The sequence below is a fragment of the Herminiimonas fonticola genome, assembly GCF_003293745.1.
In the GTDB taxonomy this organism is placed as follows: domain Bacteria; phylum Pseudomonadota; class Gammaproteobacteria; order Burkholderiales; family Burkholderiaceae_D; genus Oxalicibacterium; species Oxalicibacterium fonticola.
In genome coordinates this window covers 709,990-723,827 of the sequence record NZ_PTLZ01000001.1, presented here as the reverse complement: position 1 = coordinate 723,827, position 13,838 = coordinate 709,990, and the positions used below count along the sequence as shown (strand labels likewise).

The window sequence follows — 13,838 nt, the reverse complement described above, 5'->3', positions numbered from 1 at the left end:
AGAGATAAGCATGCAGGCTGAGAAAGCTGGCCTGCATGCACTCTGCCACTATACCTTCAAATTACATGCGTTCGAAAATCCCGGCTGCACCCATGCCTGTACCCACGCACATCGTGACCATGCCGTATTTCAGATTTTTACGACGTAAGGCATGCACCACTGTCGCGGAACGAATCGCACCGGTCGCACCGAGTGGATGACCAAGTGCAATCGCACCACCCATAGGATTGACCTTGACAGGATCGAGACCCAGATCCTGAATCACCGCCAGCGCTTGCGCAGCAAAGGCTTCATTCAGTTCTATCCAGTCCATCTGATCCTGCTTCAAACCAGCGGCGCGCAAGGCAGCAGGGATTGCCTCCTTAGGTCCTATGCCCATGATTTCCGGCGGTACACCGCGTACTGCAAATGAAACGAAGCGCGCCAATGGCGTCAGATTGAATTGCTTGAGGATTTTTTCACTGACCAGAATCAATGCGCCTGCACCGTCGGAAGTTTGCGAACTATTGCCGGCGGTGACCGAACCTTTGGGTGAAAACACCGGACGCAACTTTGCCAACACTTCGAGACTGGTATCGGCACGCGCACCTTCATCCATATTCACCATGCGAGTGGCAATATCGATTTCACCATTGAACAGATTCGGGAAGCGCTCAACGATATCGACAGACGTCATCTCATTGCTGAACTCGCCGCTCTGTTGCGCTGCCAGCGCCTTCAAATGCGAGTTCAATGCAAACTGATCCTGCGCTTCACGTGATACCTTCCATTGCGCGGCGACTTTTTCAGCAGTCAAACCCATGCCGTAAGCCATGCCGATATTTTCATCCTTGAAGATGCCCATATTCATCGAAGGATGATGACCCATCATAGGCACCATCGACATGGACTCGGCACCGGCGGCGATCATCACATCCGCTTCGCCGACGCGGATACGATCAGCCGCCATCGCAATCGCGGTCAAACCGGATGCGCAATAACGATTGACGGTAACACCGCCCACTGTCTTCGGCAAACCGGCCAGCAGCACGCCCATGCGCGCCATATTCAAACCCTGTTCTGCTTCGGGAAAAGAACAACCGACTATCGCATCCTCGATCAGATTCGGATCGAGCTCAGGTACTTGCGTCAAAGCTGACTGCAACACGCGCACCAGCAAATCATCAGGGCGCGTGTTCTTGAACATCCCGCGCGGCGCTTTGCCTATCGGTGTACGGGTCGCTGCAACGATGTAGGCATCTTGAAGTTGTTTGCTCATCTTGTGCTCCTGAGAGAACTTAATTATTAGATCAGGAAGGGGTAAGAAAGCGTAGCGAGCAAGCCAAGGTCGGTGCGAGAAGCGCAGTCGTACGCAAGTACGGCGAGCATCACAGCGCTGAGATTGGATCGCGCAGTAGCTTTATTACTCCTTACTTAGTTGCGGACTGGTTTGCCGGTCTGCATCATGCCCATGATGCGTTCCTGCGTTTTCGGATTGTTCAACAATTCCATAAATGCCTTGCGCTCATGATCGAGCAGCCATTGCTCGTCAACCAGCGAACCTTGTTCGATATCGCCACCACTCACAATCTCGGCGATCATCGTGCCCAGCTTGTAATCATGCGCAGAGATGAAACCACCATCACGCATATTGATGAGCTGCGCACCTATCGTTGCCAGACCGTATTTACCGGTAACCGGCACCAGTGTTTGACGTGGCGCGCGATAACCGGCATCGAACATCGCACGCGCCTGCACCTTCGCGATATGCAGCAACTCATATGGATTGAAGACGATCACGTCATCGCTCTTCAGATAACCCAAGGTTTGCGCTTCCAGTGCGGATTTGGAAACCGTCGCCGTCGCCGCACTCATGTAATAGTGTTTGAGAAATTGCAGGATGTCGTTGCCTTTGGCTTCATTCGCGGCGCGCACTGCTGCCTCTTTCAAACCGCCGCCGGCTGGAATCAAGCCGACGCCGACTTCCACCAGACCGATATACGATTCGATAGATGCGACACGCTTGGCTGCGTGCAACAGCAATTCGCAACCACCGCCCAAGGCCAAACCTGCGACCGCTGCGACGACCGGCACATTCGCATATTTCAAAGCCTGATGCGCTTGCTGCAGCTTGACGACTTCTGGCTCGATTGCCTTGACGCCGCCTGACATGAACAGTGGCAGCATCGATTGCAAATCGGCACCGGCCGAGAACGCGCCGCCTTCAGCCGCATCCCCATGCCAGATCACCAAACCTTTGTAATTTTTTTCCGCTTCGGCGATAGCCTTCGCGATACCGGCAGTCACGCCGGCACCAATCACATGCATCTTGGTTTTGAATGACAGGATCAATACTTCGTCGTCCTGATGCCAGATGCGTACCGACTCATCTTCGAATACAGTAGTGCCGGCAGTGCTGCCGTTGGCAGACTTGTCACCAAAGACGCTCGCGCGGAATGCCTGGCGCTGATAAACAGCCAGGCTGGAACGCGGCACATTCTTTTTCTGCGCTGGTGACCATGAACCATCTGCCGCGTGCACACCAGCATTTTTCGCAACCGGGCCATCGAAGACCCATGCTGGCATAGCTGCCGTGCTGAGTGCTTTACCTGCGTCTATGTCTTCCTTGACCCAGCTTGCAATTTGTTCCCAGCCTGCGGCTTGCCATGTTTCAAATGGGCCGTTGGTCCAGCCGAAACCCCAGCGTAAGGCGAAATCAATATCGCGTGCATTGTCGGCTACCGATTCCAGATGCACGGCGATGTAATGGAACATGTCGCGATAAATCGCCCACAGGAATTGCGCCTGTGGATTGGTCGAATCGTGCAAAGCCTTCATGCGCTTTGCCGGATCTTTTTCTTTCAGGATGCGCGCAACCAGATCATCGGCCTTGCCGCCACCGGCGACGTAATCTGCTTTGGCCGGATCAATCCGAAGAATATCCTTACCGACTTTCTTGTAAAAACCGGCACCGGCTTTCGCACCCAAGGCGCCGCCGCCTATCAGCTTGGTCAAGATTTCCGGCGTTTGATAAATCGGGAAGAAAGGATCGTTTTGCAGAGTGTTTTGCATCGTCGTGATGACGTGCGCCATCGTGTCCAGCCCGACCACATCGGCGGTGCGGAAGGTACCGGATTTGGCGCGACCGAGTTTGCTGCCGGTCAGATCGTCAACGACGTCAACCGTCAAACCGAATTTCTCAGCCTCATGCATCGTCGCCAGCATGCCGAAGATGCCAACGCGATTGGCGATGAAGTTGGGTGTATCGAATGCGCGGACTACGCCCTTGCCCAAAGTCGAGGTCAGGAAACCTTCCAGCTGATCGAGAATTTCCGGCTTGGTGGCAGCCGTAGGAATCAATTCCACCAGATGCATATAGCGCGGCGGATTGAAGAAATGCACGCCGCAGAATCGCGATTTCAGATCAGCATCAAATCCTTCCGACAAAGCCGTGATCGACAAGCCGGATGTGTTGGATGCAAAGATCGTGTTGCGGCCTATATGCGGCGCGACCTTTTTATACAGGTCGTGTTTCCAGTCCATGCGTTCGGCAATCGCTTCGATGATCAGATCGCAATCCTGCAATAACTCCAGATGATCTTCGTAGTTCGCGACTTCTATCAAGGCTGCGTAATCAGGATTGGCGAGCGGCGCGGGATTGAGTTTTTTCAGATTCTCGATGGCGCGCAATACGACGCCATTCTTGACCACACTTTTGTTCTCATCCTTGGCTGGCAGATCGAACAAGATGACCGGCACTTTGGCATTCACGCAATGTGCTGCGATCTGAGCCCCCATCACGCCGGCGCCAAGTACTGCTACTTTTTTGACGATGAAATTTGACATGCTTTAACCTCTCGATAAACTCTTGATGAATGGTACGCAATCAACGCTTAGTAAATAGCGCACCGTTTCAATCGCAATAATATTAGGGCTAGATTTAAAACAGTTCGGCATCCAGTGCCATCAGATTGGCCGAGCCGGAACGCGCCTGGCGAATCAGCATCGCGGTTTCCGGCAGCAGGCGGCCGAAATAGAAACGCGCTGTTGCCAGTTTCGATTTGTAGAAGTTATCGCCGCCATCCTGTTTCGCCAAGGCGATCTTTGCCATTTGCGCAAAGAAGTAGGCGTAGATCAGATGACCGACCACACGCAGATATGGCACAGCTGCGGCGCCGACTTCATCCGGATTCTGGAAAGCCTTCATACCGATTTCCATAGTCAGCTTTTGCACTTTTTCTGCGAGGTCAGCGAGCGGTGTGATGAACTCCGACATCGCTTCATCGGTGCCGTTTTCTTCAATGAAGGCACGAATTTTTTCACCGAACTTGCGCAGCTTGTTGCCGTTATCCAGCAGGATTTTGCGGCCCAGCAAATCCAGCGACTGGATCGTATTAGTGCCTTCATAAATCATGTTGATGCGCGAGTCGCGCACGTATTGCTCCATGCCCCATTCGGAGATAAAGCCGTGACCACCGTACACCTGCATCGCTTCCGAGGTAGAGATCCAGCCATTGTCGGTGAGGAAGGCCTTGATGATAGGAGTCAACAACGCCACTTCATCAACCGCTTCGGCACGGATCGCTTCATCCGGATGATTCAGTTCCTTGTCGATCTGCAGTGCGACATACGAGCTGAATGCCCGGCCACCTTCGGCATATGCTTTTGCCGTCAGCAACATGCGACGCACATCGGGATGCACAATGATAGGGTCGGCTGGCTTGCTGGCTTCTTTTGCTCCGGTCAGGCTGCGCATTTGCAATCTATCCTTCGCGTAGATCAAGGCGTTTTGATACGCGACTTCGGTCAAACCCAAAGATTGCATGCCAACGCCCAGGCGCGCCGCATTCATCATCACGAACATCGCGTTCAAACCCTTGTTCGGCTCGCCTATCATCCAGCCTATAGCGCCATCGATATTCATCTGGCAGGTTGCGTTGCCGTGTATGCCCATCTTCTCTTCCAGCGCACCGCAGAAAATCGGATTGCGTGCACCTATGCTGCCATCTGCATTCGGCAAGAATTTCGGCACGATGAAGAGTGAAATACCTTTGGTGCCAGCAGGCGCATCCGGCAGACGCGCCAGCACCAGATGCAAAATGTTTTGCGCCATGTCGTGCTCACCGGCCGAGATGAAAATCTTGCTGCCGGTGATTTTGTATGAGCCATCGCCCTGCGGCTCGGCCTTGGAACGCAGCAAGCCGAGATCGGTACCGCAATGCGCTTCTGTCAGACACATGGTGCCTGTCCATTCGCCGGAAACCAGCTTCGGCAGATACAGCGCTTTCTGTTCATCGGTGCCGTGTTCATGCAGGCATTCGTACGCGCCGTGCGACAGGCCCGGGTACATGGTCCACGCCTGATTCGATGCGTTCAACATTTCGTAAAACGAGTTTTGCACGACCATAGGCAAGCCCTGGCCACCGTATTCCGGATCGCAAGTCAGTGATGGCCAGCCGGCTGCCACGTATTGTTCATACGCCGCTTTGAAACCTTTTGGTGGAGTAACTTCATGCGTGTTCGTGTCCAGCTTGCAGCCTTCACGATCGCCTGAATGATTGAGTGGGAACAGTACTTCTGAAGTGAACTTGCCACCCTCTTCCAGCACCTGATTGATGATATCGGCATCGATGTCGGCATGCTTAGGTAATTGCTTCAATTCATCTGCAACGTGCAGCAGTTCGTGCAGCACAAATTGCATATCGCGCAGAGGCGCAACGTATTGACCCATGAATGTCTCCTGGCAGCTGTTTTGGTTTGAATGCTATTGAATACTATCATCTGAAATCGATTACTGATTCGTCTTGTCGAGCAGACGTCGATCGCGTTTGGTCGGTCGTCCCTTTAGCGCCAATCCCGGCTCCTTGAAGAATTTTCTTTTCTCCGCCTCCTGCTGGCGCTTGACTATGCTTTGCTCTGTTTCGGCATAAAGCTTCTGCGCCATTTCTGCCGAACCGCGCACATCAGACAAGGCCATCACAGTCACTTCCCATTCAGTCGCGCCATTATCAATGTGCAGAATCTCGCCAACCTTGACGTTGCGTGCGGGCTTGATGCGATCCCTGTCCAGTTTGACTTTGCCATTATCGACAGCATCGGCAGCCAGCGTTCGCGTTTTGAAAAATCGCGCAGCCCACAACCATTTATCGATGCGTACGTTTTCTGTTGCCATTGTGAATGCTAATTGATACTTTTCTAAAACCCCATTGTAGCGACCCCGACAGGAAATCGCTTCGCAAAAAAATGACTCTTTCCGCTGAAGTGAAAGTACGTATTTCCAGTTCCTGGCAGGTGTTGCCCGCTTCTGAAATATTGATTAGCCGATTCAAGGCTTTCTAAACGACAACGGCGTCACGAACAAACGTGAAAAGCTCGCAATGCTGCCGGCAACGGCAAAACCAGCGCCCAGCATCAATGCATACAACTCGCCGTTGTTACTCGAAATAGTAAAACAAAACGCCACCAGCGCTGCCCCCGATGCCTGCCCGATCAAACGCGACGTCGCGATGATGCCGCTGGCACCGCCGCTGCGTTCCGGCGGCGCACTGTGCATGATGGCCTTCAGATTGGGTGCCTGAAAAAAACCGAAGCCGATTCCGCACACTGCCATACGCCAGCAAATCGCGAATGTCGACGGATTCTCAGGCATCAGAATCAGTGAAACCATCCCGCCCGACAATACCGCCAAACCGATGCCACCCAGCAGCCCCGGCGGATAATGGTCGCTCAAACGGCCGGCAATCGGCGCCATGATGCCGACCAGCACTGCCCATGGCGTAATCAGAAAACCTGTTTCCACGGCTGAACGACCGAGTACCATCTGGAAGTAAAACGGCAGCGAAACGAAGGCCAGGCTTTGGGCCGCAAACGTACACACGGCCGTCAATGAAGAAAGCGCAAACAACGGTCGGCGAAACAAGTCCACCGGCAACATCGGCGCCTGATGCCCGCCCTGCCGACGCAACAGCAGGATGAAGAACGCAGCGGTGACCACTACTTCAATGACCAGTCTTCTCCATTCCACCAAATGTGCGGCGTCGCCTATGGTCAGAATCAGCATTCCGAAAGCACCTACGTTATAGATTGCCGTCAGCGCGTCGAACTTGTGCGCGGCCTGCCGGGTCACTGGCAAAACCTTGCGCGCCAGCAGCAAGGCAATCACACCGAGTGGCACATTGATGGCAAACAGCCATGGCCAGGACCAGGCCGACAGTATCAACGATGCCACACTCGGGCCTGCCGTAAACGCCACTGCAACCACCAGCGCGTTGGTACCGAGGCCGCGCCCGAGAATGCGTGCCGGATAGATCGCGCGCAGCATCGCCGTGTTGACGCCCATGATCGCACTCGCACCCACGCCCTGAAACAGGCGCGCAACGAGCAGCGTTGGCAGGTTCCACGCGCAGGCGCAGGCCAGCGACGCCAGCGTAAACAAAAACAATCCAAAGATACTGACGCGGCGGTAACCGAGTATTTCGCCCAGCGCGGCAAATGGCAACAGAGTTGCTACCATCGCCAGTTGGTAAGCATTGACGATCCAGACCGAATCGGCGGCCGTCGCTTGCAACTGGCTGGCCATTGCCGGCAAGGCGGTATTGGCGATCGCCGTGTCCAGTGAAGACATCGCCACGCCGATGGAGACTGCGACTATCGCCCAGCGGCGCTGCTCCAGCGGCAAGCCGTCCTGTTCGCTGATTTCAATATGATTACCGGGCTGTTGCTTCAGAATTTTCTCCACACTTGCCAATCAGACTTGAAAATAACAATGACGCCAGCATGCCGGCGTCATGAAGAGTTGATTAGTGTAATTGGATTTTTTATTGCGCGTCAGCGAGCATTCATTTACTGGCAACGCAACCAGACATAGACAAAAACATTCATGCGAAAGCGTAATGTCTTTCACTCATCGATACACGATGCAGTCATTCAGCAGACCTGCCCCAGGTAATCAGCCGCAGCAGGTTTTTATAAATAAAATAAGCAAAATGATAAAACGCCCTCTTGTACCAAGGGATCTTGTCGAACTCCGACAAGTCGACTGCCACGCCATCCGCTACGCCCCGCTCGATATGCGCACGTAATTGCTCTGCAAAACCGGCGTCGATCACGACCACGTTCGCCTCCTGATTCACAAACAGGCTGAAGCCGTCATAATTGCTGGAGCCGACCGTCGCCCATTGATCATCGACCACTGCGACCTTGCCGTGCAATTGCGTTTTTTTGTATTCCACAATCTTGACGCCAGCCTTCAATAATTTCGGATAGAAGGAGCGTGCAATGACATCCTGAAAACGATATTGACCTACGCCCAATAGCAAGGTCACATCGACGCCACGCAATGCTGCTGACGATAAGGCTTTGCGCAATTTTCGACCGGGAGCGAAATACGGATTCGCCAGCAAGGCCGACTCGCGCGCACCACCCAGCGCTTTTAAATAGGCATTTTGTATCGTGCGGCGATTCCGCAAATTGTCACGTACCACCAAGCCAGCCACGATAGGTTCGCGCGCATCCGTAGACTTGCGCGATTGCTGTTCCCTGAATGTCGCCCAGCGCGTACGCAGACTGAGATTGCCGAGGCGCGCCCAGCTCACGGCCATTTCCCAATGAATAGTCGCGACTAGCGGCCCGACTATGCGCACGCCGAAATCCCAACGCGGTGCCGGCAAAGTAATGCCGTGATCGTCATCGCCATGCATGTCGTCAACGATATTCACACCGCCGAGAAACGCCACCGTTCTATCCACCACACACAGCTTTTTATGCATGCGAGCGATACCGCGCACGAACCACGGATTGAAACTGCGATGTTCCACACCAGTCGCATCAAACTCGCGTTGCAGTGTGCGCGATGCCTGATTGCCTGTGCCTATCCAGTCTGTAGTGACATTGACCATCACGCCGCGCTGTACTGCGCGCACCAGCGCTGCCTTGATTTTCTCCGCAGTTTCATCCGCAGAAAAAATATACGTTTCCAGATAAATTTCTGATTGTGCAGCGTCGAACGCCTCGATCATTGCGGGGAAATATTCTTCACCGCAATGCAAGAGCTGGATATCGTTTAGACCGATAAAGCTAACCGAGCGCATAAGTTTAGGCTGCCTTGCAATGAATGATGAGCCGCATAAGCGCGACTGATCTGTGCCGATTTTTCGGGGCGCACAGAATGCATACGCCCACTTTCTATTAATGGCCGTTCAGGCCATCGTTTATTTCAGCGTCAAATTTGCGACGATGGGAGCATGATCAGACAACTTCGCCCATATTGCCCCGTGCAGGACTTCGGCTGATTCTACTTTGAATCCGCGCACATAAATCCGATCAAGCTGCAGGAAAGGCATCGCCGCCGGAAAAGTACGTGCAGGCTGAATCTTGATACCGCGACCGCTCAACTGACGCAGGTAACTGCCGAAGCCGCGCTTGGAAAGATTTGCATCGAAGACTTCTGCCACATCCAACTGTGCACGCAACTCCTCGCTCAGATGATTACCCCAATCGTTGAAATCGCCAGCGATGATCAATGGCGCATCAGGAGGTGCCGAGCTGGAGACTGCATCTATCAAGGCTTCCGTCTGGCGTTTTCTACTACCTGCAAACAAGCCCAGATGAATCACAAAGCAATGTACCTCGGCTTCCGGCGTTCGCACCACGCAATGCAGGATGCCGCGCGACTCATACTTGTGATCGGAAATATTCTGATTGCGAGACGACAGAATCGGATAGCAGCTCAACAAGGCATTGCCATGATGGCCATGATCATAGATTGCATTCATGCCATACGCAGATTGATGCGAATCGCCGGCAAGAAAATCCTGTTGCGACAACTCCGGCCAATCGGTCGCATGTTTTAGCGCATGTAAATCGTGACGCCCCTGCACTTCCTGCAGAAAAAGGACGTCCGATTGCATGGCATTGATGGCTTGTTTTAGTGCGTGTACGCGCGGTCTGGCGCCGAACGACGACACGCCCTTGTGTATGTTGTAAGTCGTAATGCGTAGTTTCATGCAGTTTATACCTGGCTAATTAAATTGACGCTACGATCGAATGAATCTGCTCCAGGGTATGCAATTGCAAGTGTTCTTTACGGACCTTATCCCTTGGCGTCGACATACTTGGGCAACATTAAAATTGCCTCGGCATTCGATGCGGAAAAACATTTATCGGCAGCTTCGCGGTAAGGGAGCCACATGAAGTTCAAATGCTCGCGCGGTGCCAACACAACCGGAATGTCGCGTGGCACCAGCAAACCAAAAACATGCTCGGTATTGCGTGTCACATCCGGTCCATAACGATGTTGCCATACAGGATAGATGTCATAGACATTGGAAAGTTGCCAATCCTTGAGATTTTCCAATGCAACATGCGCGCTCACTGACGTAATCTCTGAAGCAACTTCTGAGGCCCGCTCTGGTTCTTCAGGCAAATTTCGTACCGCTATACCTGTTTCCTCTTCAACTTCACGCACGGCCGTTTCCAGAAAAAGCTCATCCACGCTGTCTTTGGAACCTGTCACCGACTGCCAGAAACCAGGCCTGTCGGCGCGCTCAATCAACAGCACTTCCAGTTTGGCAGTATGGATGACCACCAAAACGGACTCAGGAATTTTGTAAGGCCGGTTCATACCAATCGTGTCTTTCAAAGTGCATAGAAGCAAAGCATAGGAACGGAAAAAGGTGCGAAAAAAAGGCGCGGAATTCCGCGCCTTTTTATTATGCCGTAAAAGCACCAAGCCTAGAGACTTAGCCTTTTACTACTGGCTCCACATTGCGCAAACGAATGTGCAATTCGCGCAATTGCTTCTCGTCGACTTCCGACGGCGCTTGCGTCAACAGACATTGCGCGCGCTGTGTTTTCGGGAAAGCGATCACGTCGCGGATAGATTCGGCACCGGTCATCATGGTGACGATACGATCCAGACCGAATGCCAGACCACCATGCGGAGGCGCGCCATATTGCAAGGCGTCCAGCAAGAAACCGAACTTCAGTTGCGCTTCTTCTGCACCGATTTTCAAGGCGCGGAACACTTTGCTTTGCACGTCGGCACGATGGATACGGACCGAACCGCCGCCCAGTTCCCAACCATTCAAAACCATATCGTAGGCTTTGGAAAGACATTTACCCGGATTGGTTTCCATCAAGTCTTCATGACCGTCTTTAGGTGCGGTGAATGGATGGTGGGTTGCCGACCAGCGCTGGTTGTCTTCGTCGAATTCAAACATAGGGAAGTCGACTACCCACAATGGACGCCATACATCGTCGAACAAACCGTTTTTCTTGCCGAAATCGCTGTGACCGACTTTGACGCGCAAAGCACCGATCGCATCGTTAACTACTTTTGCTTTGTCAGCACCGAAGAAAATCAGGTCGCCGTCTTCTGCGCCGGTTGCTTCGATAATTTTTGCCAGCGCTTCGTCGTGTATGTTTTTCACGATAGGCGATTGCAAGCCATCGCGGCCCTTGGCTTTTTCATTGACCTTGATGTAAGCCAGGCCTTTGGCGCCGTAGATCGCGACGAACTGGGTGTACGCATCGATCTCGGAACGTGGCATCGCGCCGCCACCCGGGACGCGCAAGCCGACTACACGGCCGTTTTCCATATTCGCCGCGCCCGAGAACACCTTGAATTCCACCTCTTTCATGATCTCGGTCAAATCGGTGAACGAGAGCTTGACGCGCATGTCCGGTTTGTCGGAACCGTACAAGCCCATCGCAGTTGCGTAATCCATTACCGGGAATGGATTTGGCAAATCGACATTCAGGCAGTTTTTGAAGACCAGACGAATCATGCCTTCGAACAGATCGCGAATTTCCTGTTCATTCATGAACGAAGTTTCGCAATCGATCTGCGTAAATTCAGGCTGACGATCGGCACGCAAATCTTCATCGCGGAAGCATTTGGTGATTTGGTAATAGCGATCGAAGTTGGCAACCATCAGCAATTGCTTGAACAATTGCGGCGATTGCGGCAACGCGAAGAAGTGACCGGCGTTGACACGTGATGGCACCAGATAATCGCGCGCGCCTTCCGGTGTCGACTTGGTCAACATCGGCGTTTCGATATCGATGAAGCCTTGCGCATCGAGGAACTTGCGCACTTCCATCGTGACCTTGTAACGCAGGCGCAGATTGTTTTGCATTTGCGGACGGCGCAGATCCAGCACGCGATGTGTCAGGCGTGTGGTTTCCGACAGGTTGTCGTCGTCCAGCTGGAACGGTGGCGTGACGGAAGCATTCAATACTTCCAGTTCATGCGCCAGCACTTCGATCTTGCCCGAAGTCAGATTGCTGTTGGTGGTGCCGTCAGGACGATTACGCACGACGCCGGTGATGCGCAGGCAGAATTCGTTACGTACAGCTTCCGCTGCCTTGAATACGTCGACGCGATCCGGATCACAAACGATTTGCACCAGACCTTCGCGATCGCGCAGATCGATGAAGATGACGCCGCCATGATCGCGACGACGATGGACCCAGCCGCACAGGCTGACGGTTTGATCGAGCAGCGCTTCAGAAGTAAGGCCGCAGTAGTGAGTTCGCATAGACATATTCAAATTCCAGTTTCAGGTTCTTTGTTTGCTATCGCTAAAAAACGGCGATCGCTACTTAATTATTAAATTGCTGCAGGTACGTAAATCTGATTACGTAATATCCGATCCCGATTTATTCGGATCGATAATCTGTGTCTTGTCAAAAAATTCGGGAGTAACGACGCCCATGGAAACGATGTACTTCAATGCCTCATCGACATTCATGTCGAGTTCTATCGTATCCGCGCGCGGCACCATCAGGAAAAAACCCGAGGTAGGATTCGGCGTCGTTGGCACATACACGCTGACATAATCGCCAACCAAATGATTGCGTACATCGCCGCCCGGCACACCAGTCATGAATGCAATCGTCCACGAACCTTTGCGTGGATACTCCACCAGCAGTGCTTTACGGAATGCGTTACCCGATGACGAGAACAAGGTGTCCGATACTTGCTTGACGCTGGAATAAATCGTGTTGAACACGGGAATCCGCTGCAATACCGCTTCCCACAAAGCGACGACGCGATTACCGATGAAGTTGCGTGTAGCCAGACCTGTCAGGAAAATAATCAGCAGAGTCAGGATGGTGCCGAGACCGGGAATTGCAAAACCAAACAAGGCTTCCGGCCGCCAGCTCATAGGCAGCAGCAACAGGGACTTGTCCATCGTGCCGACGATCAGATTCAACACCCACAAGGTAATCGCGAGAGGAACAAGGATCAACAAACCGGTAATGAAGTATTTACGCATGATGATTTACCGTAAAAAAATCGGCCGGACTTTTCCGGCGCGATGCAGTGTCATGAATCGGATTTCGCACTCGAAGCAGCCGATGTTGCTGCTGCGGCGACAGGAACTGGCGTTGCCGCCGACGCAGCTGCATCGGACTTTGCAGCCGATGATGTATCGCCAGCCGTGTTCGCCACTGCAGGGGCTGTCGTACCGCCCTGACCACCACGAAAATCAGTGACATACCAACCGGTACCCTTGAGTTGAAATCCTGCTGCGGTCAACTGCTTCTTGAAAGTCGACTTGCCGCATTGCGGGCAATCAGTCAGGACTGGATCGGATATTTTTTGCAACGCATCTTTGGCAAAAGCACAGGCTTCACAACGGTACGCATAAATTGGCATGACAAATTCCCGCGAAAATCTTACAAAACCCTGAATTATAAAGGTTTTCAGCCCCGATTTACTGCGGATTTGGGTGGCACCATATTTACTGCCAGGCGAAAAAAGCCCGATTGATTACAGTGGCAAGCCTGCCGCCAGCTGCATTAGAGTGTTTTCTTGCGAAGATGACATCAAAATCTTCACCTTCGCAGGGAAA

The 13,838-nt window shown here is 52.9% G+C and carries 11 protein-coding genes; all 11 read right to left on the bottom strand.

Annotated features, from left to right (window positions below; genetic code table 11):
- Positions 1 to 61 precede the first annotated feature (61 nt).
- Positions 62 to 1,258: an acetyl-CoA C-acyltransferase gene (locus Hfont_RS03640; protein WP_112990844.1), complete on the bottom strand. Its 1,197-nt coding sequence runs from the start codon at positions 1,256 to 1,258 to the stop codon at positions 62 to 64.
- 155 nt (positions 1,259 to 1,413) lie between these two features.
- Complete coding sequence (locus tag Hfont_RS03635) at positions 1,414 to 3,825, bottom strand: 3-hydroxyacyl-CoA dehydrogenase/enoyl-CoA hydratase family protein (protein WP_112990843.1); 2,412 nt, start codon at positions 3,823 to 3,825, stop codon at positions 1,414 to 1,416.
- A gap of 94 nt (positions 3,826 to 3,919) precedes the next feature.
- Positions 3,920 to 5,710 carry an acyl-CoA dehydrogenase C-terminal domain-containing protein gene (locus Hfont_RS03630; RefSeq protein WP_112990842.1) on the bottom strand — a complete coding sequence of 597 codons (1,791 nt, stop codon included), beginning with the start codon at positions 5,708 to 5,710 and terminating at the stop codon, positions 3,920 to 3,922.
- A 60-nt stretch (positions 5,711 to 5,770) separates the two neighbouring features.
- Positions 5,771 to 6,151, bottom strand: a complete 381-nt coding sequence (locus Hfont_RS03625; RefSeq protein ID WP_112990841.1) for an RNA-binding S4 domain-containing protein — start codon at positions 6,149 to 6,151, stop codon at positions 5,771 to 5,773.
- Between the two features lie 153 nt (positions 6,152 to 6,304).
- The gene (locus Hfont_RS03620) at positions 6,305 to 7,708 is read right to left on the bottom strand and encodes an MFS transporter (protein ID WP_277740084.1); all 1,404 of its coding nucleotides are present in this window, start codon (positions 7,706 to 7,708) and stop codon (positions 6,305 to 6,307) included.
- A 193-nt stretch (positions 7,709 to 7,901) separates the two neighbouring features.
- Positions 7,902 to 9,068: a phospholipase D-like domain-containing protein gene (locus Hfont_RS03615; RefSeq protein WP_112990840.1), complete on the bottom strand. Its 1,167-nt coding sequence runs from the start codon at positions 9,066 to 9,068 to the stop codon at positions 7,902 to 7,904.
- Between the two features lie 120 nt (positions 9,069 to 9,188).
- A complete protein-coding gene (locus tag Hfont_RS03610) occupies positions 9,189 to 9,983 on the bottom strand; it encodes an endonuclease/exonuclease/phosphatase family protein (protein WP_112990839.1) in 795 nt (264 codons plus the stop codon).
- Positions 9,984 to 10,069: 86 nt separating this feature from the next.
- Positions 10,070 to 10,600 (bottom strand): dihydroneopterin triphosphate diphosphatase, encoded by a 531-nt coding sequence (nudB, locus tag Hfont_RS03605; RefSeq protein WP_181666411.1) that lies wholly within the window; start codon positions 10,598 to 10,600, stop codon positions 10,070 to 10,072.
- A 118-nt stretch (positions 10,601 to 10,718) separates the two neighbouring features.
- Positions 10,719 to 12,524: an aspartate--tRNA ligase gene (gene aspS / locus Hfont_RS03600; protein WP_112990838.1), complete on the bottom strand. Its 1,806-nt coding sequence runs from the start codon at positions 12,522 to 12,524 to the stop codon at positions 10,719 to 10,721.
- Between the two features lie 93 nt (positions 12,525 to 12,617).
- Positions 12,618 to 13,259: a DUF502 domain-containing protein gene (locus Hfont_RS03595; protein WP_112990837.1), complete on the bottom strand. Its 642-nt coding sequence runs from the start codon at positions 13,257 to 13,259 to the stop codon at positions 12,618 to 12,620.
- Positions 13,260 to 13,309: 50 nt separating this feature from the next.
- The gene (locus tag Hfont_RS03590; RefSeq protein ID WP_112990836.1) at positions 13,310 to 13,642 is read right to left on the bottom strand and encodes an FmdB family zinc ribbon protein; all 333 of its coding nucleotides are present in this window, start codon (positions 13,640 to 13,642) and stop codon (positions 13,310 to 13,312) included.
- Positions 13,643 to 13,838 lie beyond the last annotated feature (196 nt).